Below are 24,288 nucleotides of genomic sequence, written 5' to 3'. Positions count from 1 at the left end.
CGTGACGCCACCCACCAGCACCCGTAGCGCTAGCCTCAGCCGTCGCACGCTGCTGCAAACCACACTGGCAGCCTGTGTGGGCTGGCTGGGGGGCACCACCCACGCAGCTGCGGCCGCACAAGAAGGGGCCGCAAGCAGCCGCTCGGCGCTGCGCGTGTTGACCGCTTGGCAACAGGGGGAGACGGCGTATGCCGGCATCTGGTCTCCGGGCGTGCAGTTGCGGGGCATCGCATTACCGGCGCGGGCGCATGGGCTGCTGCCTGTGCCGGCGGCAGCAGGCTTGCCGGGCGCCCAAGCCCTGGTGCTGGCCCGCCGCCCCGGGGAATACCTGCTGCGCATGGACTTGCACCGCCAGCGCGCCCTGCGGTGGCACCCCCTGGAAGACGATCGCTACCTGGCCGGCCACGCTTGCGCCAGCCTGGACGGCACCACATTTTTCACCACCGAAACCGATGGAGAAACCGGAGCCGGCCTGGTGGTAGAGCGCCACTGGGCCAGCCTGGAGAAACAACGCGAATTTGCCAGCCATGGCATCGGCCCGCACGCCTTACTCACCTTGCCAAACGACCATCTGCTGGTGGCAAATGGCGGCATTCTCAACCTGCCCGAAACCGGAAGGCATAAGCTCAACATCGGGCGCATGGCGCCCAACCTGAGTGTGCTGGAGCCCACCACGGGCGAGCACATACAAGGCTGGTCTCTGGACGACCCGTACCTGAGCCTGCGCCATCTTGCACGGTCTGCGGACGGCACAGTTGCCGTTGCGATGCAAGCCGAGCACCCGGACCCGACTGCACGCCAGCACGCTCCGGCCTTGGCGCTGTGGCGCGACGGGCAGTTGAAAACCGTGGACTGGCACGGCGGCCAAGCTCCGCCGGGCTGGGACGGCTACGCCGGCGATGTGTGCTGCACCCACGGCCGCTTTTGGATCAGCGCGCCCCGTGCGGGATGGATGGTGTCGTGGTCGGTGCGGGGCGACGATCAACAACTCATCCCGCTGGCGGGCGTAGGAGCACTGAGCGGGCAGGGCCCTAGATTGTTCGCGGCAGGCGAGGCTGCGGCTTTGTGGCTCCCGGCAGACGCCGCAGCCCCGACCTCGCACCGCCTCTCCACCGCGTGGGACAACCATGCGATGGTGCTACCGCCAACGGCGTTACGGAGCTAAGGCCTCCAGGCTTTCCAGCATCTGCCGCCCTACCGCTTGAAACTCAGGCGTGGGGGACTGCACAAGTTGCTCACCCGCCAAGCGCTTGTAGCCGGGCGTGGCGGTGAGGGGCACTTTTTTGAGCCACTCCAGCGCCTGTTGCAGCTGCCCCCGGGCGGCTAGCATGCTGGCGTAGTTGAACTGCCCGCGAAAGTCTCCCCCATGGGCGCCCTTTTCAAACCACGTAAAGGCTGCCTCCACGTCTCTGCGCACCACGCGGCCGTCTTCATAAAAGTGGCCGATTTTGGTCATGGACTTGGCATGCCCCAAGCGGGCGGCACGGCGGTACCACTCCAGCGCAGCCGTCGGATCTTTGCGCACACCACGGCCGGTAGCCAGCATGTTCGCATAGTTGTACATGCCCGCCTCCAAGCCCTTGTGTGCCGCCTGCCGGTACCAGTTGACCGCCGCAAACGCATCGGGCGGGGTACCCCAACCATTTTCAAAACAACGCCCGGCCATGTTGATGCCGACGATGTGGCCTTGCTTACCGGCCTTGAGAAACCACCCAAGCGCCTCCTGGGGGTTGCGCTCCACACCATGACCATCCAGCAACCACTGCCCCAGGATGGATTGCGCGTCTCCATGGCCCAGGTGCGCGGCCGCCTGCATCCAGGCAGCCGCCGCCATGGGCTCGTCCGCAGTAATGGACTGCCAGTCCTCCGGTGAAAGTGCATTCAAAGAGGCCAGGCTATCGGGGAGAGCAAGAACATTGTTCGGCATTATTTATTCGCATCAAATAAGAATTGTTCGCAATGATAGCCATCATCTGTCCGACACAGTTCATCTGGATTCCAGAGGTAAAAGTGCTGTTGTGTTTCAACCCAATAGACATTATTTCTTTACAAAGAATGCAAATGCGACAAATTCCCATTTAGAATACGCAACTTCCATTCAACGCTTCACTGTGAGCTTCCATGATTGTTTGCGTTTGCCACCGCGTCTCTGACAAAGAAATTCACCAGCACGCCAGTGAGGGGAAAAGCTTTGAAGATATCCAGATCGATCTGGGCGTTGCCACCCAGTGCGGCCGCTGCGAAGACTGCGCCCGCGATGTCGTGGAATGCTGCCACGCGAATGCAGCACTGGTCCACGGCGCATGGAAAACCATGCAGATCACGCGTCATCTGTAACCATTTTTTTGCAAGCAAACAGGAATAATTCTTGTTTACTTAAAACTTTCAGCAAGCCACGTCAGTTGTCACCGGAGGTGATGAAGACATAGCCAGCAAATTCTTTCACACGAACGTATTGAGCGCTATGCCACACACCAAACCACTGGAGACTTCCAGCCCCTCATCCCACTCCCCCGCCACTTTGCTGCCCCTGGGCGCCATGCTGCTGGCCGGCTCGTTTTCAGCGGTTGCGCAAGAAAGCGCCGGCGCCCCCGTGAAATCGCTCAAGCAGGTCACCATCACCGAGCAGGCAGAAGAAGCCCAGGGCAAAGATTCTGTGCGTGCCACCACCACCAGCATTGGCAAGGGCAAGCAGGACTTGCGGGATATTCCCCAATCCATCACCGTGGTCACCGAGAAGCTGGTCGATGACCGCAACCTCGACACCCTCAAGGACGTGCTGCACAACACCGCAGGCGTGACCTTCTTGGCCGCCGAGGGCGGTGAAGAAGACATCCGCCTGCGCGGTTTCTCGCTGGCGCAAACCGGAGACATTTTTGTAGATGGCATGCGGGACCCCGCGTTTTATGACCGCGACACCTTCAACAGCGACAAAATCGAACTCTTGCGTGGCTCTGCCTCCATGTTGTTCGGGCGTGGCTCCACCGGAGGCGCCGTCAACCAAAGCAGCAAACAAGGCCGCGCGATAGACGACAACGAAGTCACCACCACGCTAGGCAGCTACAACTACCGCCGCGTTACTGGCGACTTCAACATCAAAACCGGCGAAGACTCCGGCCTGCGTATCAACGCCATGGCGACCAAGGCCGACAACAACGGCGCGGGCAGCAGCATCGACAAGCGCGGGATAGCCGCTAATTACCGCTGGGGCATCGGCACCAAAGACGAGTTCTCGGTCAGCTTGTATTCGCTGGAAAACAATAACGGCATCAACTACGGCGTGCGCTGGATCAAACCCACATCCACTGCAGACACTGCGACCAGCGTACTCAACGAAGCCATCGCGCCACAAACGTATTACGGCATGGCCAGCGACTACAACGATGGCACTGCGAACTACATCACCGCCAGCCACACCCACCGCTTTGACGACGACAGCGAACTGAAAACCAGCGTACGCCGTGGTGTGTACACCCGCGACCAACGGGCCACTCTGTGGAACTACGCAGCCGGAACAGGAATTAACAACTTCTCAAATGCCACGGTAATTACGCGCGGAGCGCAGAACAAGATTCAAGATCTGAACTCCGTCTACCTCCAAAGCGACTACACCAAAAAGCTCACGGCCTTCGGCCTGAAACATGAGCTATTCACTGGGGTGGATGTGGCCCAAGAGAACAAAAACGTGTTCAGAGTGACTGGAGGTGCAAGCCGCCCTTCCACGACAGTAGCCACTCCAAACGACGGAGCATCCGTGGATGAAGGTGCGCGCGTACTCAGCCGCTCCAGCGCGTTCCAGGCCGATAACCTGGGTCTCTACGCCATGGACCTCGTGCAAGTCGCAGAACACTGGAAGGTGCTGGGCGGATTACGTTTTGACCGCATGCGTGGCAACTACGTTACCGAAGATGCTGCCGGCAACAAAACAGCCGCTTACGACCAGACCATTGCGAACTGGAGTCAGCGCGTTGGTGTTCTTTACCAACCTACGGAGTTGAGCTCTTACCACTTCTCATGGGGCACTTCGTACAACACGTCTGCAGACACCTACTCTTACAGCGGCACCAGCTCCAATGCACCACCTGAGCAGAGCCGCAACGTAGAGATTGGTGCCAAGCTGGACTCTGCAGACAAGCGCTACACCACTCGTTTGGCAATCTTCCAGTCGGTGAAGTTCAACGAACGCAACACCGACCCAGACAACGCTGCTGCCACAGCGGTGCTATCCGGGCGTCGCCATGCCACGGGTCTGGAAGTTGACGTCTCCGGCATGTTGACCCCGAAATGGGAGGTTTACGGCTCCTACATGTGGATGCCTGACGCCATGGTCGATGCGGCCGCACCGTGCCCCGCAACAGGAACCTGCACCCAAAACACAGCGGGTGATCGCGTTGGCGATCGCCCCTCCCTGACCCCAGTGCACAGTGGAACCGTGTGGACAACCTACCAGTTCACGCCCAACTTCCGCGCAGGCACCGGTGTCAACTTCCGTAGCGAACAGTCGCCGAACCGGAACCCGGGCTTTTTTGCACCCGGATACGCCACGCTGGACTTGATGGGCGAATACAAATTCAGCGAGAAAACCGCGCTGAAGGTGAACGTCACCAACGCCCTCGACAAGCTGTATGCCGACGGTCTGTACACCTCGTTCTACACACCCGGTGCGGGCCGCAATGTCCAGGCGACGTTGACCCACAAGTTCTAAACCCCACCCACTCCCTGCCAGCCACCGCCATGCTTTTGCACCTGCCCGAACTCCTGACTTCCGATGAAGTCACCCACGCCCAGCAACTTTTGAAAGAGGCACCGTGGGTGGACGGGCGCAAAGGCACTGGCGAGCTGGCCAAGCAGGTCAAAAACAACGAGCAGCTCGACCACGACGGCGAAATCGCGCGCAGCATCCGGGAACTGGTGCTGCGCGCCTTGGACCGCAACACCACCTTCTTCTCGGCGGCGTTGCCAAAAAAAGTGTTTCCGCCCCGTGTGAACCGCTACGGCGGGGACTCCAACTTCTACGGCAACCATATTGACGGCTCGGTGCGCTACCTACCCGGTACCGGCCAACGCCTGCGCACCGATGTGTCGTGCACTGTGTTTTTGAGCGACCCGGCCGACTACGACGGTGGCGAACTCACCATCGCCGGCACCTATGGAGAGCAAACCGTCAAACTGCCGGCAGGCCATGCGGTGCTCTATCCGGGCACCAGCCTGCACCAGGTCAAGCCCGTGACACGCGGTCACCGGGTGGCCTGCTTCTTCTGGATTGAGAGCCTGGTACGCGGCGACGAGCAGCGCCGCATGCTCTACGAGCTGGATATGAACCTGCTGAACTTGCGCCGCCGCCATGGCGATTCGGATGAAACCGTCGCGTTGACCGGCGTTTACCACAACATGCTGCGCATGTGGGCCGACACCTGAGCGTGCGCCATACCCCACCTCCCCCGTACACCGCCATGTCTACCTTTGACCTTGCCCGACCCGGCCCCCTGCCTGCCATGAGCCGCAACACCTCCATCGCCATCAGCGTGGTTGCCCTGCACATTCTGGTGCTGTGGGCGCTGCACACCGGCTTGCTACGCCGTGTGGCAGAAGTGGTGGTGCCTGCAGAAATTCTGGTGGAAATCATGGCCCCCGCCTCGCCTCCACCCCCAGCGCGCCCCACCCCCAAGCCGCAACCGGCTGCCAAGCAGACTGCACCCAAGCCCCCCACACCTGCACCGCTGGCCATTGCGCCATCCGCGACCGCACCTGCAGCCACGGCTGCGGCTCCCACCGCAACGGCACCGGCCGCCGCATCGGCCAACACCACCGCCAGCACCAGTGGCAACGCCCCCGCCGCACCACCAGCGCCCCCTGCACCGGCCAAGGTGGAAATGCCCTCCAGCGATGCGGACTACCTAAACAACCCCAAACCGGCCTACCCCGCCCAAAGCAAGCGCCTGCTCGAAACCGGCAAGGTCGTGGTGCGCGTGTTCATCGGCACCGATGGCCAAGCCAGTCAGGCCAGCGTGAAACACAGCAGTGGCTTTGACCGCCTCGACCAAGCCTCGCTGGAGACCGCTCTCAAGTGGCGCTATGTACCCGGCAAACGCGACGGCGTGCCACAGGGCATGTGGTTTGACGTGCCCTTTAACTGGCAACTCACTCGCTGAGTCGCCCCGTTTTATTCACCTGAATTTGATTTTTTGATTGGAGTAAATGTATGGAATCCCAACTCGGACTCGCCACCCTCTGGACCCAAGGCGACTGGGTCACCAAATTCGTGGCCCTGCTGTTGCTGGGCATGTCGCTGGCCTCGTGGATCGTGATCCTCATCAAGGCGCTGGACATTTTCAAGTTCAAGTCATTGGCGGCCCGCACCGAAAACTTCTGGCACAGCGCCGACTTTGAAGGCGGCATTCAGGCCTTGGGCACCCCGACCGACAACCCCTTTGTGCAACTGGCCCGCTCCGGCCAGGAAGCCACTACCCACCACCGCAACACCCAAACCCAGTTGCACGACGCCCTGGACATCAGCGACTGGATCAGCCGCTCCCTGCGCAACAGCATTGACGACAGCACCGCCCGCTTCCAGAGCGGCCTGGCCGTGCTGGCCTCGGTAGGGTCTACGGCGCCCTTCGTGGGCTTGTTCGGCACCGTATGGGGCATCTACCACGCGTTGATGGGCATTGGCGCCTCCGGCCAGGCCACCATCGACAAGGTTGCCGGCCCGATTGGCGAGGCACTGATCATGACGGCACTGGGCCTGGCCGTGGCCATTCCCGCCGTGCTGGGCTACAACGCGCTGGTGCGGGGCAACAAGTCCATCCTCACCAAGCTCAACCGCTTTGCACACGACCTGCACGCCTACTTCGTCACCGGCGCCCGGGTGAGCCACCACCAGGGTACCGATGGCAAGGTCGTTGCCATGAAAAAAGCCTAAGCCGCTGCCGAGGAACCTACCATGTCATTCGGAATGCAAGACGCCAGCGCCGACAGCGATGGCGAGGTGATGAACGAAATCAACATGACGCCCCTGGTGGACGTGATGCTGGTGCTGCTCATCATCTTCATCATCACCGTGCCGGTGATGAAACATGCGGTGAATGTAGAGCTGCCCACCGCCACCAGCCAGCCCCAGCAAACCAAGCCGGAAACCCTGCAGCTCAGCGTGGATGCGCAGGGCACCTACTTCCTGAACCAAGCCAGCGTTAGCACCGACGCCCTGCCCGGCGTGCTGCAGGCAGAGGCGGCCAAAGACCCCCAGCCGGAGCTCCACATCCGGGGAGACAAGGCCGTGCGCTACGAGTTTGTGGCGCAGGCCATGGCGGCCGCACAGCAAGCCGGCTTGCGCAAAATCGGCTTTATCACCGAGCCCCAACACTGAACGAGGCGGCATGCACACACCCAGCACCTTGGCGCCCATGCCGAACGCTCACCCCCTCCAGGCCAGCCCGAGTAGCCCAGAGGCACGCACTCCGGATTGGGGCCCGGTGGTGCAAGCCAGCGCCCTGCTGGGGGCCCGCCAGAGCGTGGACATTGAGTACAAAGGCCAGCGTTACCGCCTGCAAACCACCAAAGCCGGCAAACTGATCCTAACCAAGTAAGCCCGCGTTGGGCATAAAAATAGCTGCTGGCGCACATCCGCTGTGCGGGAGCAGCTATTTTTTTGATAGCAGCGAGAACGCGGCTTACAAACCAATGGCTGCGATGCCCGCCTTGGCAATCTGCGCGTCTTCGCTCGACTTGACGCCGCTCACACCCACCGCACCCAGGCACTGGCCGTCTTTGATGATCGGCACGCCGCCTTCCAGCAAGGCATCCAGGTGAGGGGCGCTCAAGAAAGAGACACGGCCGCCATTGATCATGTCTTCGTACACCTTGCTCTCGCGGCGACCCAAGGCAGCCGTGCGGGCTTTGCCGGGCGCAATGTGCGAGGAGATGGGCGCGGCGCCATCCAGACGCTGGAAGGACAACAGGTGGCCGCCGTCATCCACAATGGCAATGCTCACTGCCCAGTGGTTTTTGACAGCCTCGGCGTATGCAGCAGCGGCGATGGCGGCCACGTCGGAAAATTCGAGTACAGCTTTGGTTTTCATGGTGCTCAGGTTAAAAGTGGGTGAAAACCCAGAGCATACCCAAAGCGCAAGGCCTCTTTCTGCCGCCCAACACACATCAGCCCCACCCGAAAGTGCTGGAATAGACATACAAAGCACGGGGGCGGCCTTGCAAAACCCTAGAATGTTCGCATCTGCAGGTCACGCACGCACCACGCGGCGCATACCCCGCAGTTTTTTAACTGGAGTAACACCATGACAGATCGCACTACAACCTTCGGCCAGAGCCTGGGCTATGGCGCATCGACCGCGCAACGCAACAAAGTGCTGCGCAACACCTACTGGCTGCTCTCGCTGAGCCTGATTCCCACCGTGTTGGGCGCCTGGGCCGGCGTGGCACTGAATATTGCGCCGCTGTTCAGCGGCATGCTGGGCTTTGTTTTGTTCATGGCAGTGGCCTTCGGCTTCATCTTTGCCATTGAGAAAACCAAGAACTCGGCCACCGGCGTACCCGTCTTGCTGGGCTTTACCTTCTTCATGGGCTTGATGATGTCGCCCCTGATCCAGCGCACGCTGGGCTTCAGCAACGGCCCCCAGCTGATCATGACGGCCTTCGGCGGCACCGCTGGCGTGTTCTTTGCCATGGCCAGCCTGGCTACCGTTATCAAGCGCGATTTGACCGGCATGGGCAAGTGGCTGATGGTGGGCACCATCGTGCTGCTGGTGGGTGGCCTGATCAACGCCTTTGTGGGCTCCAGCGCCGGCATGATGGCGCTCTCCATGGCGGCCATCGGCATTTTCAGCTTCTGGATGCTGTACGACGTCAAGCGCATCATCGATGGCGGCGAGACCAACTACATCACCGCAACGCTGGCCCTGTATTTGGACATCGTCAACGTGTTCCAGAACTTGCTGGCCTTGCTGGGCATCTTCGGCGGCGAGCGCGACTAAGCGCTTGCGCATGCACCCTCAAAAAAGGCCCCTCGTGGGCCTTTTTTATTGCCCGCGCATCAAGGGTTAATAGTTGAGCGTAATTGCCGATATAACTGGTAGCACTCCATCCGCCCTATGACACTACGCCCCCTGCTTCTTCTTTCTGCCCTGCTGCTGACGGCTTGCGATCTGCAATCCATCCAGGCGGCCATGGCAGACCCGAAGATCGCCCAGCGCGAGGCCGAAGCCAAAGCCATCGGCAGCGCCTGCCGCCACGGGCTGCGCAGCATTGAAGACTGCTACTCGCTGAACGAGAAAGCCTCCAAAGCCGCCGTATTCGCCGGATGGAAAGAGATGGACCTCTACATGCGGGAAAACAAAATCGAAGGCGTGGCCCCCCAAGGCCTGAAGCCCGCACCGCCACCGCCGCCGCCCTCGGAAGAAGTCATCACCGAAAAAGCGGCGGACGATAGCAAGGCCAAAACCAAGCCCAAAGCAAAAGCGGAGCACTAGGCTCCGCTTTTTTTAGTTCAGCTCGAACACCGCAATACTCTCCACATGCGCGGTGTGGGGGAACATATTCACCACCCCCGCCTTGGTGCAGGTGTAGCCGGCTTCGTTGACCAGCACACCGGCATCGCGCGCCAAGGTCGCAGGAGCGCAGCTCACGTAAACGATACGCTTGGGCGGCGTCCAGCCTTGGCGCAGCTCCGGCTGCTGGTGCAAGGCGGCCAGGGCCTGCACCAGGGCGTAGGCGCCTTCGCGGGGCGGGTCGATCAGCCATTTGTCGGCGCTGCCATCGGCAATCAACAACTCGGGCGTCATCTCAAACAAGTTGCGCGCTACAAATTTAGTAGCTGCCAGCGCAGGCGTATCGGGCGCCAGAGCTTCTTTCTGCTTGGAATTGAATACCAGGTTTTCGCGCGAGCGGGCCACCAGCGACTCGGCCCCCTCCACGCCCAGCACTTCGCGCGCCTGGGTGGCCAGCGGCAGGGTGAAGTTGCCAAGGCCGCAGAACCAGTCAATCACCCGCTCGGTCTTTTGCACCTGCAGCAGCCCGAGCGCGCGGGACACCAGCACGCGGTTGATGTGCGGATTCACCTGCGTGAAGTCCGTGGGGCGGAAAGGCATGGTGATGCCGTAGTCCGGCAAGGTGTAGGCCAGGTCGCCGGTTTCATGGCCAGGCAGCTCATCCAAGCGGTGAATGGTCTCTGGCCCCTTGGGCTGCAGCCACCATTGCAGGCCGGGCTGGGTGGCCGCAAATTCGCGCAGGCGGCCCTTGTCGGCCTCTGACAAGGGCTCCATGTGGCGCATCACCAGGGCGATGACGCCAGCCTGGCTGTCCTGGCTGGTGCCCATGTCGCCCATGGCGAGTTCGAGCTGGGGAATCGTTTCCACCGCGTCCATGGACTCAATCAACTGGCGCAGCGGCAGCAGCATGGCACTCACGCGGGGCGCCAGCACAGGGCAGACCTTCATGTCGGCCACATAGCGGCTCTTGCGCTCGTGAAAGCCGATCAGCACCGCTCCCTTTTTACGCACAAAGCGCACCGACAGGCGCGAGCGGTAGCGGTAGCCCCAGGCCGGGCCTTCAATGGGGCGCACCACGTTGTCCGGCTTGACTTTGCCGATGTGCTGCAGGTTGTCTTCCAGCACCCGTTGCTTCACGGCGACCTGAGCGCCTACGTGCAAATGCTGCATCTTGCAGCCACCACAGGCGCCTTCATGCAAGCCGAAGTGCGGGCACGCCGGCTGCACCCGTTGGGAGGATTCGGTGTGGATCTCGGTGAGCGTGCCTTTCTCAAAACTGGCTTTGCTGCGGTGCATTTGGGCGCTCACCACTTCAAAGGGCAAGGCACCTTCAATGAACACCACTTTGCCATCGGGGCGGTGGGCCACGCCCTGGGCTTCCAGATCGAGGGATTTGACGGCCAGCCAGCCCTCAGGCAGCGGCTTGGGCGAAACCATGTCGTTGTTGTGTACGTCTGTCATCCCTGAATTGTCTCAGGTCGGCGCACTCAGATCAGAAACTCCCGCTTGATACCGCGCCGGGCGAGGTAGCGCTTGAGCTTGAACAGCGCCTCGTTCTGAATTTGGCGCACCCGTTCGCGGGTCAGGCCGAGGCGCTCGCTCAGGGTTTCCAGGGTTTCCGGATCGCGATCATGCAGGCCGAAGCGGGCTTCCAGCACCTCCTGCTCCCGGGCGTTCAGGGTGGCCATCCACTCCTCCAACAAGGCATCCACCTCGTGCTCCAGCGCCACATGGTCGGGGGTGGCGGACACGGTATCTGCCAGGCCGTCGCCCAGCGAATGTTCATCGCCGGAGTGGTCGGAGCGGGCATCCAGTGAGCGGGGGGCCTCTGCCATGGCCAGCAGGTCGGTCACGTCTACCGTGTCCCGGCCGAGCAAGGCGGCAATGTCCTCGACACGGATGCCCTCCGGGCGCTGGGCCAGCAGGGCCGGATCGTTCTCCAGCAGCTTGCGGGCGCGCAGCACCTGCTGCACCTCGCGCACCACATTCACCGGCAGGCGCACCGCACGGCCCTGGTACATGAGTGCGCGATCCACCGACTGGCGTATCCACCAGGTGGCATAGGTGGAAAAGCGGAAACCCCGCTCGGGCTCAAACTTGTCGATAGCGTGCATCAGCCCGAGGTTGCCCTCTTCAATCAAATCCGAAATCGGCACCCCGCGACCGGCGTAGCCCTTGGCAATGCTGATCACCAGGCGCAGGTTGTGCTCGATCATGCTCTGGCGGGCCGCAAAATCACCCGCACGGGCGCGGGTCGCCACGGCAAACTCTTCTTCGGGGGTGAATAGCGGCGTACGGCGCACGCCACGCAGGTAGACCGCCAAGGCGTCGGGGCCCTGCTCGGCGTCAGCAAGGCTATCAATCTCCGGGTGCGCAGCGTCTTTTGCTATGGAATCAGGAGCTGCTCGCGCATATTCGGCGGGCGCTAGAGAGCCATTTGACGTATAAACCGGCTCCACACCTTCACCGGGGACGTTGTCGTCATCGTCGGTGAAGGCGGGGGGCGAGGCCATGGTGTGTTACCGGGGAGGCAGGTACTTGGCAGGGTCCACCGGCTTGCCCTGCTTGCGCACTTCAAAGTGCAGCTTGACCCGGTCGGCATCGCTGTTGCCCATTTCGGCGATCTTCTGGCCCTTTTTCACCGTTTGGTCTTCTTTGACCAGCAGGGTCTGGTTGTGGGCGTAGGCCGTGAGGTAGGTGTTGTTGTGCTTGAGGATGATCAAGTTGCCGTAGCCCCGCAAACCGGCGCCTGCGTACACCACTTTGCCCTCACCGGCGGCCAGCACGGGGTCGCCCGCGTTGCCACCGATATCCACACCCTTGTTTTTCACTTCATCAAACCCGGCGAGCACCGGGCCCTTGCCGGGCCAGATCCACGCCACTTCGTCATCACCGGTGCTGGCAGCCGTAGGCGCGGCAGCGGCGGCGGGTGCACTCGCCGGTGCAGATGCGGCTTTGGCGGGCGCGCTGGCGGCGCTGCTGGCCGCTGTGGCACTGGCAGGCGCCGCAGGAGGCAAGGCGGTTGTCGTGCTGCTGGCGGCCACTACGGGCTTGGCAGTGACGGCCTCGCTGGCAACCGGCGGCACGATGCGCAGCACCTGGCCGACTTCAATTTTGTTGGGGTTCTCAAGGGCGTTCCAACGGGTAATGTCTTTGTGGCTCTGGCCACTTTCCAGCCCGATGCGAATCAGCGTGTCGCCGGGCTTGACGGTGTAGTAACCCGGTTTGCCCGCATTCTCAAAACCCGGAGGCTGCTTGACGGCCTGGGTACGCACGTCCGTCACTACCACTTGCTTGGGTGCCTGGTTGGACCGGTCTTCCACCGGCGCTCGGGTCAGGGGCTTGGAGCCGCACGCAACCAACATTCCCGTGGCCACCACGACTGATCCCACCCACAAACTACGCGAACCCAGCATATTGATTTTTTCCTTCAGGCAACGCCCGATTTTAGGGGCACAAAATGCACGGCCTCGAGAATGCTCTGGCGTAGGCCTTGCGGGGTCTTGTCCACCACCATCAAGGCCTGCCCACCCGCATGCACCGTAGGCGCCACCAAGCGCCCGCCGACGGCCAATTGGTCGATCCACGCTTGGGGCAGCACATCGCCGCCTGCGGCAGAAATAATGCCCGCATACGGCCCGCCTTGGGCATAGCCCACCATGCCGTCACCAAACAACAAATGCAGGTTGGCCAAGCGCAGATGGCGCAGGTTCTCGCGCGCCTTGTCGTGCAAGCCGCGCAGGCGCTCGACGCTGTACACCTGCTCCGCCACACAGCTCAGCACGGCCGCCTGGTAGCCGCAACCGGTACCGATTTCGAGCACCCGGCCCATACGGCCGGTGGCGCCATTGCGCAGCAACTCGATCATGCGGGACACCACACCGGGCTTGGATATCGTCTGCCCCAAACCGATAGGCAAGCTGGTGTCTTCATAGGCCTGGTTGACCAAGGCGCTGTCCACAAAACGATGCCGCTCTATCCTGCCCATGGCCTGTAACACCAAGGGGTCAGTGACCCCCTGCCCTGCCAGCTTTTGCACCATGCGCTGGCGCACGGCTTGGGAATCCATGCCTACGCCCAAGGGCACCGGAATCGCCGCCCCTTTGGATTTGCCAGCGCCCGCAACCCCTGCAGCCGTCTTGGCCACCACGGTCAAGGCGGGAGCCGCATGCCCCAAACCACCCACCGCACTGGGGCGGTTTTTGGCCAGCGTGCTGTCCAGCCGGGCCGGAAACGAAGGCCGCTCTTTCATGCGCTTGCCGGTTGCGCGACACGGCCCATGGTCTGCGCCCAGTAACCCAAGTGGGCATGGTCAGTGAGATCGATTTGCAAGGGCGTGACCGAGACATGGCCCTGCGCAGTCGCGTGAAAGTCGGTGCCTTCGGCATCATCTTTGGCCGGGCCGGCAGCACCAATCCAGTACATGGTCTCGCCGCGCGGGCTTTGTTGCTGAATCACTTTCTCCGCCGCATGCCGCTTACCCAAACGGCAGAGTTTGATAGAGCGAATGTCTTCAAACGGCCGGTTGGGAATATTCACATTCAACAGCCAAGGGGTTGTGGTGATCAACTTTTGCTGCTGCATGGCCAACACCATTTCGCGTGCCTTGTGCGCTGCAGACTGCAGGTGCACCCAGTCCTTTTCCACCTGCGAAAACGCAATCGCCGGCACGCCAAACAAAAAACCCTCCATCGCCGCGCCCACGGTGCCGGAGTAAATCGTGTCGTCCCCCATGTTGGCACCGTTGTTGATGCCGCTCACCACCAAATCCGGCCGGTAGTCCAGCAAGCCGCTCAAGGCAATATGCACGCAGTCTGCTGGGGTACCGTTTACGTAGCGGAAACCGTTGGATGCACGGTGCACGTACAAAGGGGAATGCAGCGTCAGGGCATTGGACTTGGCGCTGTTGTTTTGCTCGGGGGCAATAACTTCCACCTCGGCGACATCTTTCAAGGCCTCGTACAAAGCCACGATGCCTGGCGCCTGGTATCCGTCGTCGTTGGAAATGAGAATTTTCATAGCTAAAAAGAGTGTGAAGGCATTGTAGAGGTCGGACTACGAGCCCGTCGCCGCCGGGACAATCTGTGCTGTAGCAAGCCCACCGTGCAACCTATGATTTGGCAGGAACCACCCTTTGGAGACACTGCATGCATGCTTGGCTTTGTGAAGACCCTACAGGGGTAGACGCGCTGAACTGGAAAGAACTGCCCACGCCGACGCCCGGCCCCGGCGAGGTGCTGGTGGACATCAAGGCAGCAAGCCTGAATTTCCCCGACCTGCTGATCGTGCAGAACAAGTACCAAATCAAACCGCCCCTGCCTTTTGTGCCCGGTGCCGAATATGCCGGCACCGTGGTGGCGCTGGGCGATGGCGTCAAACACCTCAAGATAGGCCAAGCCGTGGCCTGCCTGAGTGGCACCGGCGGCTTTGGCACCCACACACTCGCGCCCGCAGCCCTGTGCATGCCGTTGCCACCCGGCTTTGCGATGGTGGACGCCGCCGCATTCATCATGACTTACGCCACTTCTCACCATGCCTTGGTGGACCGCGCGCAACTGAAGGCGAGCGAAACGGTGCTGGTACTCGGTGCGGCCGGTGGCGTGGGCACGGCCGCCATTCAAATTGCCAAGACCATGGGTGCCAAAGTGATCGCTGCGGCGTCCAGCGCAGAAAAATGCGCCTTGTGCACCACCCTGGGCGCGGATGCAACCATCAACTACCAGACCGACAACCTGCGGGATGCGCTCAAAACACTCACCGGCGGCAAAGGCCCGGATGTAATTTATGACCCCGTAGGCGGCGATTTCGCAGAACAGGCCTTCCGCTCCATCGCCTGGCGCGGGCGCTATCTGGTGGTGGGCTTTGCAAGCGGCCCCATTCCTGCGCTGCCGTTCAACCTCGCATTGCTCAAGGGAGCCTCCATCGTGGGCGTGTTTTGGGGAGACTTTGCCAAACGCGAGCCACAGGCGAATGCCGCCATGATGCAAGAGCTCGCCCAATGGTACGGGCAAGGAAAAATCAAACCCGTTATCGACCGCACCATCCCCATGGCCGACCTCAAGGCCGCTTTTGCCCACATGGGTTCACGCCAGGTCATGGGCAAATTGGTGATGGTGAACGGACCGGTGTAAAGACCACTGCAAAAGCACAGACGAAAAAAAGCCCGCTTGCGCGGGCTTTTTATATCTTGGGGTGGCTGATGGGGCTCGAACCCACGACAACAGGAATCACAATCCTGGACTCTACCAACTGAGCTACAGCCACCGTAGACAAAAATTATAACCTGAAATTCAAAGCTTTTCGGTCAATTCGTTGCCGTTTTGGCAGCACCCGGAGCCGGAACCTTGATTTGCACCTTGAAGCGCTGCTTCAAACTTTCGTAGTAGGCACTGCTCTCCGCAGCGGCAACCCATTGGGCGAATTGGGCTTGCTCCTGCTTGCCCTTTGCCTCTTCCACCGCATTGCGCGGCAGAACCTTGTTCACCCGCACAACAGCGTAACCCTGGCCTGCGACATCCGTGCCTACAAAGGCAGGCAATTTGGCCGCATTCGCTTTCAGAGCGGCATCAATCACCGCACCGGGCAAACCTTGTGCGGCATCTCGCGAGATGGTGAGAGCCGCTGGAAAAGTGACAGCGCCGGGGTTTGTTTGCAACGCAGCAAGCTTGTCAGCACCTTCTTTTTTGGCCTGCTCCAATGCACGGCTGGCTACCAGGCGCTCACGCACTTGCGCCTTGACTTCATTCAAAGCCAAAGAACGTGCAGGGCTGTAAGACACCACACGGGCAGACACCAGTTGGTTTGCACCCAGTTCCAGCGCCTCTGTGTTGCGTTTTTTCTCCAGAGAGTCCGCATTGAAAATTGCTTCCAGCAATTTGGCATTCGCCAGAGGTCCCGTTGCGCCAGGCAGAGGCTGGCGTTGCACGTTGGCAGCGGTCTTCACTTCCAGCTTCAGGCGATCTGCCACAGGCTTCAGGCTGTCAGACTGTTCGTACACCCCGTTGGTGAACGATTCTGCAATTTCGGCGTATTTGCGCTGGGCCAATTGCGTACGCAACTCAGGTTCCAAACTGGCACGGGCTTCCTCGAAGCTGGGTTGCTTGGCTCCTTTGATATCTACCAGCTTGATGATGTGGAAACCGAAATCCGACTCCACCACTTCACTGATATCACCCTTTTTCATGGCGAATGCAGCCTCTTCAAAAGGCTTGACCATGGCACCACGACCGAAGAAGTCCAGGTCACCACCGCGGGGCGCAGAGCCTGCATCCTGGGAGTTTTTCTTGGCAAGTTCAGCAAACGACTCCGGCGCTTTACGCACTTGGCTCAACAGCGCTTGCGCACGCTCTTTGGCCTTGGCGCGGTCCGCGGCCGGCATATCCTTGGGCGCATTGATCAAAATATGGCTGGCGCGACGCTCTTCCTTGGCGCTCAGGCGATTGGCATTCTGCTCAAAGTAGGACTTCAAGTCTGCTTCGCTCACGGTCACCGTCTTTTTGACAGCGTCTAAATCCAACACCACGTACTCCACATTCGCAGTTTCGGTGGACTGAAACAATGCCGTGTTGGCTTGGAAATACGCCTCGATGTCGGCATCCGAGGGGTTGATTTTTGCGGCGTAGTCTGCAGGGCTGAAACGCAAAACCTGCACTTCGCGGCGTTCAAAAAATGCATTTAGCGCCAAGTCGGACAAGGCTTTGGGTGAAAACGCCGTAGAAGTGACCGCAGACTCCACTTGCATCAAGGACAGATCGCGGCGGACACGGGCCTCAAACCCCTCGGGCGTCAGCCCCTGACTGGCCGCCAACTGGCGATAGCGTTCCATATCCAGTGTGCCGTCCGGCTTGCGCAAACTGGCAATCGTCGGGTTTTGTTGCAACTCACGGGCCAGACGTGCATTGCTGGTGGTCATGTGGGCACTTTGCACAGCCTCTGCCATCACCTTTTCGCGCACCAGCCGCTCCAGCGTGGTGTAGCGTGCCTCGTCAGATTCCAACAACTTGGGATCCAGATTGGGCACCGAGGTGCGCAGGCGATCCACTTCGTTTTTATGGGCGAAATCCCATTCTTCCTGGGTGATTTTTGTATTGCCAATGGTGGCCACCGTTGCCCCCTTGGCCGCCATGTTTTTATAGCCGTCCACACCTACCAGGATGAAAGCCAGGATGATCAACAAGAACAGGGGGCCTGCAATCACCTTGCTGTGCTTGCGAACAAAATCAAACATGCGCTAACTCTCCATGTGAACAACAAAAAAGGCGAACAATTTGTTCGCCTTTGCTGGGTGGGGGTGGTGGGTGATGACGGGCTCGAACCGCCGACCTACGCCTTGTAAGGGCGCCGCTCTACCAACTGAGCTAATCACCCCCCGAAAACCGGATTTCAGTTCAGGGCATCTTTCAATGCTTTACCTGGACGGAATTTTGGCACCTTGGCTGCCTTGATTTTAATCGCAGCGCCGGTACGTGGATTGCGACCTGTGCGAGCAGCGCGCTTACCAACTGCAAATGTACCAAAACCCACGAGGGAAACTGTACCGCCCTTTTTCAGGGTGGTCTTGACTGCGCCGATGGTGGACTCCAGCGCGCGAGTTGCAGCTGCCTTGGAAATGTCAGCGTGCTTGGCGATGTGCTCGATCAATTCTGTTTTATTCACAAAGACCCCTTAGTCGGAAGCGGAGTTGAACAATGTCTCTTCAAATTTCTGGTGCGGCACCCGGTTTGGCAGGCGCTTGGCGCTTTCTGCAACAAACGGTACCGGTATATGGCACCCGCTTTTGAAGCGGTGCGGAGGCGAATTCTAGACGTAAAACCTGAGAGTTCCCTTGCACTTGCTGTTTTTTTCTTTCATCCGCGTTTCGTGCATTTGCAAGCAGATGCAACAAGGTCCTCAGGCGCGCTCATCGCGCACTTCTACCTCGCTTTGGCCCGGATTTCTGGGAGCGCCTTTTGCAGGTAGTAGACCATAGACCACACCGTCAGCACCGCCGCCATCCAGATCAACCAGACACCCCAAGCGTGGGTATCGATCAAGCCGAACAGCGTGCCGTTGAACAGCAGAAAGGGAATCGCCACCATCTGCACCAACGTTTTGAGCTTGCCGATCATATGGACGGCCACACTCTTGCTGGCACCGATCTGGGCCATCCACTCCCGCAAGGCGGAGATGGCAATTTCGCGGCCAATAATGATGAGTGCCACGAATACATCGGCACGCTGCAGATGCACCAGTACCAGCACACACGCGCACACCAAAAACTTGTCCGCAACGGGGTCGAGAAACGCACCGAATGACGAGGTCTGGTTCAGTTTGCGCGCCAAGTAGCCATCCAGCCAATCGGTCAGTGCAAACAACACAAACATGACGGTGGCCACCAGGTTCCGTTCATAAGCGCTGGCCATGCTATCGGGCAGATAGAACACGCCCACGATGAGGGGAATCGCGAAAATTCGCGCCCAGGTCATGATGGTGGGGATGGTGGTAAACATGGTCAGGATTGTGGCACGGCTTAGTGCAGGGCCCGGTAGATTTCCTCGGCCAGCTCGCGCGAAATACCTTCAACCGAAGCGATGTCCTGCGCACTGGCCTGCTCCACCCCCCGCACGCCACCAAAACGCTGCAACAGCCTGGCGCGCCGCTTGGGGCCAATGCCCGGAATCTCCTCCAGCTTGCTACCGCCGGTGCGCACCTTGGCACGGGCGGCACGCATACCGGTGATGGCGAAGCGGTGCGCTTCATCGCGAATCTGGGCCACCAGCATCAAGGCCGCCGAGTCTGCACCCAAATAGACCTTGTCGCGCCCATCGGCAAACACCAGCTCCTCCAGCCCAACCTTGCGGCCTTCGCCTTTTTCAACACCCACGATCAGCGACAGGTCCAGCCCCAGGCTTTCAAACACCTCTTTGGCCATGGACACCTGGCCTTTACCGCCGTCCACGAGCACCAAGTCCGGCAAGCGCGCATTGCCGCTCAGGGCGGTACCACTGTGCTTGGCCTCCCGGATTGCCTCCGCCATCTTGCTGTAGCGGCGCGTGAGCACCTGGCGCATGGCCGCGTAATCGTCCCCGCCGGTAATGCCATCGATGTTGAAGCGCCGGTACTCGGCGTTTTGCATCTTGTGGTTTTGGAATACCACGCACGAGGCCTGCGTCGCCTCCCCTGCTGTGTGAGAAATATCGAAACACTCAATACGCAAATCGTCCAGATTGTCGAGCGCCAGATCCAGCGCATCGGCCAGCGCGCGGGTACGGGCCTGCTGCGACCCCTCTTCGGCCAGCAGGCGTGCGAGCTGCAGGCCAGCATTGGTTTGGGCCATCTCCAACCAGGCCCGGCGCTGCTCGCGCGGCTGGTGCACCGCCGTCGCCTTGACGCCGGTCTGCTCTGACAACGCTTGGAGCAGGCCTTTGCCAACCGGGTCGCTCACCACCAGCACCGAGGGCATGGGCACCTGGATGTAGTGCTGCGCGATAAAAGCTTCCAGCACCTGCACCTCGACCGACGCGCTCGCGGCGCCCTCCTCCGCAGCATCCATGGCAGAGGCATCTTCCACATGCACCGGAAAGTACGGCCGATCGCCCAAATGGCGACCGCCACGCACCATGGCCAGATTCACGCAGGCCTTGCCGCCTTGCACCTTGACGGCGAGGATATCCACATCCCGGTCCGACACATTGTCCACCGACTGCTGATGCAGCACGTTGGATAAGGCCGCAACCTGGTTGCGCAACTCGGCAGCCTTCTCAAACTCCAGCTTTTCGGCGTGTGCCATCATGCGGGACTCCAGCCCCCGCATCACGTCCTGGGCCTCGCCCCGCAGAAAGCGCTCGGCATTCGCAACATCTTGCGCATAGTCCAGCGGCTGGATGTGCCCCACACAAGGGCCCGAGCAGCGCTTGATCTGGTACAGCAAACACGGCCGGGTGCGGTTGGCAAAAATCGAATCCTCACAGGTACGCAAGCGGAACACCTTTTGCATCAGCAAAATGGCCTCTTTCACCGCCCAAGCACTCGGGTAGGGGCCGAAGTAGCGGTGCTTTTTTTCCACCGCACCGCGGTAATACGACACCCGGGCAAACTCCACCGGCTGCGGCGCGCGTGCAGGCGCACCGGGTTCAGCAGGCGCCATATTCTTGGGCACCGGCGGGGTGCCGGTCATCTTCAGATACGGATAGCTCTTGTCGTCCCGAAACAATATGTTGTATTTGGGGTTCAGCGTCTTGATGAGGTTGTTTTCCAGCAGCAGCGCCTCGGCCTCGGAGCGGACCACTGTGGTCTCCATGCGAGCGATCTTGCTCACCATATGGCCGATACGGGTGCCACCATGGTTTTTCTGGAAATAGCTGCTGACCCGCTTTTTCAAGCTGATGGCCTTGCCCACATACAGCACCTGCCCATCGGCATCGAAATACCGGTACACGCCAGGCAAAGACGGGAGTGCCGCCACGTCTCGCAGCAACTCTTCAGGATGGGTATCACTCATGGGGCGCTATTGTCGGGCCACGCCGCCCCCTTGTGCACAATCGGGCGCATGCCTTTTCCTGAAGTCACTTCCAGCCCCGCAAATGTCAGCCAGTCGCCGATGCTGTGGGATGTTTTTTGCCGGGTCATCGATAACTTTGGCGACATCGGTGTGTGCTGGCGCCTGTGTGCCGACCTCGCGCACCGCGGACACACCGTGCGGCTGTGGGTGGACGACAGCAGCGCGCTGGCCTGGATGGCCCCCGGCGCACGGGACAAGCAGTGGCCAGGTGTGACCGTGCTGGACTGGAACCAAGCCAGCAACACCGATTTTTTGCAGCACCTACCCCCGGCAGATGTGTGGATCGAGGGCTTTGGGTGTGACATTGCTACTGAATTCATAGCTGCTCGCGCACACACCACGGGCGCTGGAGGCATAAATAGCCCTCAAACACCTGTGTGGGTAAATCTGGAATACCTGTCTGCCGAAGGCTATGTAGAGCGCTGCCACGCACTACCCTCCCCGGTCATGCAGGGGCCTGCCAAGGGATGGACCAAGCATTTTTATTACCCCGGCTTCACCACGGGCACAGGAGGCCTGCTGCGCGAACCGGCGCTGCCCCAGCAGCCCGACATGAGTGACGCCACCCGCGCCGAATGGTTGGCTGCGCACCATGTGCCCTGGGCGGGAGAGCGCCTGGTCAGCCTGTTTTGCTACGAGCCTGCAGCGTTGGCAAACGCGCTGGCGGCCTGGATGCAAGCGGACACCCCTACCCTGCTGCTGGTCACACCAGGTCGGGCAGCCCAGGCCATCGAGGCGGCACTGCCCACCGCCCGAGAGCAGGCAGGTCCCCACCTGCGCCCTGACGCCCTGCGGCTGCATCACCTACCCGCGCTGAGTCACCCCGACTTTGACGCCCTGCTCCACGCCTGCGACCTGAACCTGGTGCGCGGGGAAGACTCCCTGGTGCGTGCGCTGTGGGCCGGCAAACCTTTTATTTGGCACATCTACCCGCAAGACGATGGTGCCCACGCCGACAAACTGGCTGCCTTTCTGGACTGCATGGGAGCAAACAACACCGTGCGCCAGTTGCATGCCGCCTGGAACGGCCTGCCGACAAGCGCTCTGGGGGCCGCCACCCTGCCCGGGGGCTCCGGCTGGGCAGCGCTGCCCTTGGCGCCGTGGCAAGCGCAGGTGCACAGTTGGCGCACACGCCTGCGGGCACAGCCCGACTTGGTGAGCACGCTGATCGGCTTCGTGCAGAAAAGGCGATAAAATGCGAGGCTTTGCTGAATTTGCCGCCTGAACCGCCTAGGTTTGAGGGGGGCAAATCATGCCCCGCCGCAGACTGCGGCCTACAGTCGCTGTACGCGACAAACGTCCTCGCAACCCTATGAAAATCGCACAAGAAATCCGCGCCGGCAACGTGATCATGCACGGCAAAGACCCCATGGTCGTCCTGAAAACCGAATACAGCCGCGGCGGCCGCAACTCTGCCACCGTGCGCATGAAGCTCAAGAGCCTGATCGCCAACTTCGGTACCGAAGTCGTGTTCAAGGCCGACGACAAGATGGACCAGATCATTCTGGACAAGAAGGATTGCACTTACTCCTACTTCGCTGACCCCCTGTATGTCTGGATGGACGCTGATTACAACCAGTACGAAGTCGAAGCCGAAAACATGGGCGACTCCCTGAACTACCTGGAAGACGGCATGACCGCCGAAGTGGTGTTCTACGAAGGCAAAGCCATCTCCGTCGAACTGCCCACCAGCGTGGAACGTGAAATCACCTGGACTGAGCCTGCTGTGAAGGGTGATACCTCCGGCAAGGTGCTCAAGCCTGCCAAGATCGCCACCGGTTTTGAAATCGGCGTGCCAATCTTCGTGGCCCAAGGCGACCGCGTTGAAATCGACACCCGCACCGGCGAGTACCGTAAACGCGTCTGACCAGCCGCGTTGCCGCAAACGCGTCTAACCCACACGTTTCACACAGACACTGCGGTGTCTGTCAAAAAATGGCTCCTCCGGGAGCCATTTTTTTTGCGCGCAAGTAGCAGATCTCGAATCAGGCCTCGACCCGCACCGCACGGTACAACGCCCGCACCAGGTCGGACTGGGTGATGATGCCCACCAGGCGCGACTCGCCATCGATGATGGGAATGTGGTGGTGCCCGTCTTCCGAGAACAGGGGAACCAACTCCATCAGCGGCCGGTGTGCGCTGGCCACACGCACTGTGCGCGTCATGATCTGGCCGGCCACCTCGGGCTTGTCGGAGCTCAAGGTGCCGGAAGCGCGGATGAACGCGCGCAAGCGCTGCCCCAATCCGTCCGCATCCGCCAAGCCTGCATGGCGCATGAAATCTGCCACCGTGATGATGCCCACCATCCGCCGCGCGCGGTCTACCACTGGCAGCGCTTTAACACGATGCATCTGCAACAAGGACCACGCCTCGCGAAGCGGCGTGCCGAACTGCACCGACACCGGGCTGGCCGACATCACATCCTCGCACCGCAAAGCACCCAGCTTGCGACGGTAAGCAGCCAACTCCGCTTGCTCAAGCAGCGTTTCGAGGTCATCACGGCTCACGTCCAGCAGCTGGTGGTAATGGGCCAGTGCCGCATCCATGTCCGCCTTGGTGAACCGTCCCTGGGCATCAATGGTGGAGGCTGGCGGCCGGTGCGGCTGAGGGTATGCGCGGCCGGTAAGCGTGTTGTAAAGCACCCCGGCAGCGATCAGGAGCGCCGCATTGGCCAGCAGCGGCGCCCAAGGCACACCCGCATCCGCCCAATGCCCCAGCACCGCAGACAAGGCCATGGCACCGCCCGGTGGATGCAGGCAGCGCAAATACAGCATCAGCACAATAGCCAGCGGTACCGCCAAGGAGGCGGCCAGCACCGGGTTGTCCACCCAGCGCGCGCACAACACACCCACCAAGGCAGACACCCCGTTTCCGCCCAATACCGCCCACGGCTGGGCCAGCGGGCTCAGGGGCACGGCAAACACCAGCACCGCACTCGCGCCCAAGGGGGCCAGCAGCCAGATGCCCGAGGCTTGTCCTGCGAACAGCCCGTGGCTGATGACCGCCGCCAAGGCCACCCCCACCCCGGCGCCCAAGGCGGCGCGCCAACGTTCGCGTGACTCCATGGCAATCGGCGCGGGCCAGAAGGCCAACCCATACATGCGCCAACGCGCCCGGCGCGACAACGTGTCGACGGAGGCGTCAGAGGAAGGCGGTGATTCTGTTGGCATGGCGCATGCTTGAAGGAGCGGGAGAAAACATTATCTGTGCGCCGCTCCCTGCGTCACAAAGGCTGCTTGAAAGTGCCGC

25 protein-coding genes and 2 tRNA genes are annotated in these 24,288 nt (G+C 61.0%); 13 read left to right on the top strand and 14 right to left on the bottom strand.

Features of this window, described 5'->3' with window-relative positions; all coding sequences use genetic code 11:
- Position 1: 1 nt before the first annotated feature.
- Positions 2 to 1,165 carry a DUF1513 domain-containing protein gene (locus FDM28_RS10095; RefSeq protein ID WP_170211708.1) on the top strand — a complete coding sequence of 388 codons (1,164 nt, stop codon included), beginning with the start codon at positions 2 to 4 and terminating at the stop codon, positions 1,163 to 1,165.
- Here FDM28_RS10095 and FDM28_RS10090 read toward each other — a convergent pair.
- A complete protein-coding gene (locus tag FDM28_RS10090) occupies positions 1,154 to 1,927 on the bottom strand; it encodes a tetratricopeptide repeat protein (RefSeq protein ID WP_138515010.1) in 774 nt (257 codons plus the stop codon). The two genes, FDM28_RS10095 and FDM28_RS10090, sit on opposite strands and share 12 nt — an antisense overlap.
- A gap of 194 nt (positions 1,928 to 2,121) precedes the next feature.
- Between FDM28_RS10090 and FDM28_RS10085 the strand changes: the two genes are divergently transcribed.
- The 7 genes from FDM28_RS10085 (at position 2,122) to hemP (ending at position 7,586) form a co-directional block, all read left to right on the top strand.
- Entirely contained in the window at positions 2,122 to 2,337 is a 216-nt protein-coding gene (locus FDM28_RS10085) for a (2Fe-2S)-binding protein (protein ID WP_138515009.1), read from the top strand.
- A 127-nt stretch (positions 2,338 to 2,464) separates the two neighbouring features.
- Positions 2,465 to 4,705, top strand: a complete 2,241-nt coding sequence (locus FDM28_RS10080) for a TonB-dependent receptor (RefSeq protein WP_138515008.1) — start codon at positions 2,465 to 2,467, stop codon at positions 4,703 to 4,705.
- Positions 4,706 to 4,734: 29 nt separating this feature from the next.
- Positions 4,735 to 5,418: a Fe2+-dependent dioxygenase gene (locus tag FDM28_RS10075; protein WP_138515007.1), complete on the top strand. Its 684-nt coding sequence runs from the start codon at positions 4,735 to 4,737 to the stop codon at positions 5,416 to 5,418.
- 35 nt (positions 5,419 to 5,453) lie between these two features.
- Positions 5,454 to 6,152, top strand: coding sequence for an energy transducer TonB (locus FDM28_RS10070; protein WP_138515006.1), 699 nt, complete (start codon positions 5,454 to 5,456; stop codon positions 6,150 to 6,152).
- A 50-nt stretch (positions 6,153 to 6,202) separates the two neighbouring features.
- A complete protein-coding gene (locus FDM28_RS10065; protein WP_138515005.1) occupies positions 6,203 to 6,922 on the top strand; it encodes a MotA/TolQ/ExbB proton channel family protein in 720 nt (239 codons plus the stop codon).
- A 21-nt stretch (positions 6,923 to 6,943) separates the two neighbouring features.
- Positions 6,944 to 7,366, top strand: a complete 423-nt coding sequence (locus FDM28_RS10060; protein WP_138515004.1) for an ExbD/TolR family protein — start codon at positions 6,944 to 6,946, stop codon at positions 7,364 to 7,366.
- A 10-nt stretch (positions 7,367 to 7,376) separates the two neighbouring features.
- Positions 7,377 to 7,586: a hemin uptake protein HemP gene (gene hemP / locus FDM28_RS10055; RefSeq protein ID WP_138515003.1), complete on the top strand. Its 210-nt coding sequence runs from the start codon at positions 7,377 to 7,379 to the stop codon at positions 7,584 to 7,586.
- A gap of 84 nt (positions 7,587 to 7,670) precedes the next feature.
- Here the strand turns inward: hemP and FDM28_RS10050 are convergent, their stop codons facing one another.
- The gene (locus FDM28_RS10050; RefSeq protein ID WP_138515002.1) at positions 7,671 to 8,078 is read right to left on the bottom strand and encodes a GlcG/HbpS family heme-binding protein; all 408 of its coding nucleotides are present in this window, start codon (positions 8,076 to 8,078) and stop codon (positions 7,671 to 7,673) included.
- Positions 8,079 to 8,291: 213 nt separating this feature from the next.
- On the opposite strand from FDM28_RS10050, the gene FDM28_RS10045 reads away from it, so the two are divergent.
- Together FDM28_RS10045 and FDM28_RS17740 are read left to right on the top strand one after the other, a co-directional pair.
- On the top strand, positions 8,292 to 8,987 hold the full coding sequence (locus tag FDM28_RS10045; RefSeq protein WP_138515001.1) for a Bax inhibitor-1/YccA family protein: 696 nt from the start codon (positions 8,292 to 8,294) through the stop codon (positions 8,985 to 8,987).
- Between the two features lie 117 nt (positions 8,988 to 9,104).
- Positions 9,105 to 9,482 carry a hypothetical protein gene (locus FDM28_RS17740; RefSeq protein ID WP_206021960.1) on the top strand — a complete coding sequence of 126 codons (378 nt, stop codon included), beginning with the start codon at positions 9,105 to 9,107 and terminating at the stop codon, positions 9,480 to 9,482.
- 12 nt (positions 9,483 to 9,494) lie between these two features.
- Here the strand turns inward: FDM28_RS17740 and rlmD are convergent, their stop codons facing one another.
- The 5 genes from rlmD to surE are packed head-to-tail and all read right to left on the bottom strand — an operon-like array spanning position 9,495 to position 14,519.
- Positions 9,495 to 10,961, bottom strand: a complete 1,467-nt coding sequence (rlmD, locus tag FDM28_RS10035; protein ID WP_138515000.1) for a 23S rRNA (uracil(1939)-C(5))-methyltransferase RlmD — start codon at positions 10,959 to 10,961, stop codon at positions 9,495 to 9,497.
- 26 nt (positions 10,962 to 10,987) lie between these two features.
- Positions 10,988 to 12,013 (bottom strand): sigma-70 family RNA polymerase sigma factor, encoded by a 1,026-nt coding sequence (locus FDM28_RS10030; protein ID WP_138514999.1) that lies wholly within the window; start codon positions 12,011 to 12,013, stop codon positions 10,988 to 10,990.
- 6 nt (positions 12,014 to 12,019) lie between these two features.
- On the bottom strand, positions 12,020 to 12,916 hold the full coding sequence (locus tag FDM28_RS10025; protein WP_138514998.1) for a peptidoglycan DD-metalloendopeptidase family protein: 897 nt from the start codon (positions 12,914 to 12,916) through the stop codon (positions 12,020 to 12,022).
- Positions 12,917 to 12,930: 14 nt separating this feature from the next.
- Positions 12,931 to 13,752: a protein-L-isoaspartate(D-aspartate) O-methyltransferase gene (locus tag FDM28_RS10020; RefSeq protein ID WP_138514997.1), complete on the bottom strand. Its 822-nt coding sequence runs from the start codon at positions 13,750 to 13,752 to the stop codon at positions 12,931 to 12,933.
- Entirely contained in the window at positions 13,749 to 14,519 is a 771-nt protein-coding gene (gene surE / locus FDM28_RS10015) for a 5'/3'-nucleotidase SurE (protein WP_138514996.1), read from the bottom strand. The genes FDM28_RS10020 and surE overlap by 4 nt, the downstream gene beginning before the upstream one ends.
- 128 nt (positions 14,520 to 14,647) lie before the next feature.
- Between surE and FDM28_RS10010 the strand changes: the two genes are divergently transcribed.
- Positions 14,648 to 15,631, top strand: coding sequence for an NADPH:quinone oxidoreductase family protein (locus tag FDM28_RS10010; RefSeq protein ID WP_138514995.1), 984 nt, complete (start codon positions 14,648 to 14,650; stop codon positions 15,629 to 15,631).
- A gap of 57 nt (positions 15,632 to 15,688) precedes the next feature.
- Here the strand turns inward: FDM28_RS10010 and FDM28_RS10005 are convergent.
- The 6 genes from FDM28_RS10005 to uvrC form a co-directional block, all read right to left on the bottom strand.
- Positions 15,689 to 15,764: transfer RNA gene (locus tag FDM28_RS10005), tRNA-His, on the bottom strand.
- Positions 15,765 to 15,804: 40 nt separating this feature from the next.
- A complete protein-coding gene (locus FDM28_RS10000; protein ID WP_138514994.1) occupies positions 15,805 to 17,727 on the bottom strand; it encodes a peptidylprolyl isomerase in 1,923 nt (640 codons plus the stop codon).
- A gap of 64 nt (positions 17,728 to 17,791) precedes the next feature.
- Positions 17,792 to 17,867 (bottom strand) — tRNA-Val (locus FDM28_RS09995).
- Between the two features lie 15 nt (positions 17,868 to 17,882).
- Positions 17,883 to 18,155, bottom strand: a complete 273-nt coding sequence (locus FDM28_RS09990) for an HU family DNA-binding protein (protein ID WP_066709320.1) — start codon at positions 18,153 to 18,155, stop codon at positions 17,883 to 17,885.
- Between the two features lie 257 nt (positions 18,156 to 18,412).
- Positions 18,413 to 18,988, bottom strand: coding sequence for a CDP-diacylglycerol--glycerol-3-phosphate 3-phosphatidyltransferase (gene pgsA / locus FDM28_RS09985; protein WP_138514993.1), 576 nt, complete (start codon positions 18,986 to 18,988; stop codon positions 18,413 to 18,415).
- A gap of 20 nt (positions 18,989 to 19,008) precedes the next feature.
- The gene (uvrC, locus tag FDM28_RS09980; RefSeq protein ID WP_138514992.1) at positions 19,009 to 20,979 is read right to left on the bottom strand and encodes an excinuclease ABC subunit UvrC; all 1,971 of its coding nucleotides are present in this window, start codon (positions 20,977 to 20,979) and stop codon (positions 19,009 to 19,011) included.
- A gap of 48 nt (positions 20,980 to 21,027) precedes the next feature.
- Here uvrC and earP point away from each other — a divergent pair, with 48 nt between their 5' ends.
- The gene (gene earP / locus FDM28_RS09975) at positions 21,028 to 22,233 is read left to right on the top strand and encodes an elongation factor P maturation arginine rhamnosyltransferase EarP (protein WP_240791965.1); all 1,206 of its coding nucleotides are present in this window, start codon (positions 21,028 to 21,030) and stop codon (positions 22,231 to 22,233) included.
- 118 nt (positions 22,234 to 22,351) lie between these two features.
- Positions 22,352 to 22,906: an elongation factor P gene (gene efp / locus FDM28_RS09970; RefSeq protein ID WP_087494218.1), complete on the top strand. Its 555-nt coding sequence runs from the start codon at positions 22,352 to 22,354 to the stop codon at positions 22,904 to 22,906.
- A gap of 118 nt (positions 22,907 to 23,024) precedes the next feature.
- Here efp and FDM28_RS09965 read toward each other — a convergent pair whose 3' ends face one another.
- Complete coding sequence (locus FDM28_RS09965; RefSeq protein ID WP_420853010.1) at positions 23,025 to 24,209, bottom strand: HPP family protein; 1,185 nt, start codon at positions 24,207 to 24,209, stop codon at positions 23,025 to 23,027.
- Positions 24,210 to 24,288 lie beyond the last annotated feature (79 nt).

Source organism: Rhodoferax bucti (assembly GCF_005876985.1).
GTDB lineage: Bacteria > Pseudomonadota > Gammaproteobacteria > Burkholderiales > Burkholderiaceae_C > Allorhodoferax > Allorhodoferax bucti.
This window is presented reverse-complemented; position numbering and strand designations above follow the sequence as displayed.

What these genes read in the sequence shown, in the direction of transcription:
- FDM28_RS10075 (WP_138515007.1), top strand. Translation starts at nt 4,735, where the DNA reads ATGCTTTTGCACCTGCCCGAACTCCTGACTTCCGATGAAGTCACCCAC.
- hemP (WP_138515003.1), top strand. Translation starts at nt 7,377, where the DNA reads ATGCACACACCCAGCACCTTGGCGCCCATGCCGAACGCTCACCCCCTC.
- FDM28_RS10085 (WP_138515009.1), top strand. Translation starts at nt 2,122, where the DNA reads ATGATTGTTTGCGTTTGCCACCGCGTCTCTGACAAAGAAATTCACCAG.
- FDM28_RS10010 (WP_138514995.1), top strand. Translation starts at nt 14,648, where the DNA reads ATGCATGCTTGGCTTTGTGAAGACCCTACAGGGGTAGACGCGCTGAAC.
- FDM28_RS10080 (WP_138515008.1), top strand. Translation starts at nt 2,465, where the DNA reads ATGCCACACACCAAACCACTGGAGACTTCCAGCCCCTCATCCCACTCC.
- FDM28_RS10020 (WP_138514997.1), bottom strand. Translation starts at nt 13,752, where the DNA reads ATGAAAGAGCGGCCTTCGTTTCCGGCCCGGCTGGACAGCACGCTGGCC.
- FDM28_RS17740 (WP_206021960.1), top strand. Translation starts at nt 9,105, where the DNA reads ATGACACTACGCCCCCTGCTTCTTCTTTCTGCCCTGCTGCTGACGGCT.
- earP (WP_240791965.1), top strand. Translation starts at nt 21,028, where the DNA reads ATGCCTTTTCCTGAAGTCACTTCCAGCCCCGCAAATGTCAGCCAGTCG.
- efp (WP_087494218.1), top strand. Translation starts at nt 22,352, where the DNA reads ATGAAAATCGCACAAGAAATCCGCGCCGGCAACGTGATCATGCACGGC.
- pgsA (WP_138514993.1), bottom strand. Translation starts at nt 18,988, where the DNA reads ATGTTTACCACCATCCCCACCATCATGACCTGGGCGCGAATTTTCGCG.
- FDM28_RS10090 (WP_138515010.1), bottom strand. Translation starts at nt 1,927, where the DNA reads ATGCCGAACAATGTTCTTGCTCTCCCCGATAGCCTGGCCTCTTTGAAT.
- FDM28_RS10050 (WP_138515002.1), bottom strand. Translation starts at nt 8,078, where the DNA reads ATGAAAACCAAAGCTGTACTCGAATTTTCCGACGTGGCCGCCATCGCC.
- FDM28_RS10060 (WP_138515004.1), top strand. Translation starts at nt 6,944, where the DNA reads ATGTCATTCGGAATGCAAGACGCCAGCGCCGACAGCGATGGCGAGGTG.
- FDM28_RS10000 (WP_138514994.1), bottom strand. Translation starts at nt 17,727, where the DNA reads ATGTTTGATTTTGTTCGCAAGCACAGCAAGGTGATTGCAGGCCCCCTG.
- FDM28_RS10030 (WP_138514999.1), bottom strand. Translation starts at nt 12,013, where the DNA reads ATGGCCTCGCCCCCCGCCTTCACCGACGATGACGACAACGTCCCCGGT.
- FDM28_RS09965 (WP_420853010.1), bottom strand. Translation starts at nt 24,209, where the DNA reads ATGCCAACAGAATCACCGCCTTCCTCTGACGCCTCCGTCGACACGTTG.
- uvrC (WP_138514992.1), bottom strand. Translation starts at nt 20,979, where the DNA reads ATGAGTGATACCCATCCTGAAGAGTTGCTGCGAGACGTGGCGGCACTC.
- FDM28_RS10065 (WP_138515005.1), top strand. Translation starts at nt 6,203, where the DNA reads ATGGAATCCCAACTCGGACTCGCCACCCTCTGGACCCAAGGCGACTGG.
- FDM28_RS10025 (WP_138514998.1), bottom strand. Translation starts at nt 12,916, where the DNA reads ATGCTGGGTTCGCGTAGTTTGTGGGTGGGATCAGTCGTGGTGGCCACG.
- surE (WP_138514996.1), bottom strand. Translation starts at nt 14,519, where the DNA reads ATGAAAATTCTCATTTCCAACGACGACGGATACCAGGCGCCAGGCATC.
- rlmD (WP_138515000.1), bottom strand. Translation starts at nt 10,961, where the DNA reads ATGACAGACGTACACAACAACGACATGGTTTCGCCCAAGCCGCTGCCT.
- FDM28_RS10070 (WP_138515006.1), top strand. Translation starts at nt 5,454, where the DNA reads ATGTCTACCTTTGACCTTGCCCGACCCGGCCCCCTGCCTGCCATGAGC.
- FDM28_RS10045 (WP_138515001.1), top strand. Translation starts at nt 8,292, where the DNA reads ATGACAGATCGCACTACAACCTTCGGCCAGAGCCTGGGCTATGGCGCA.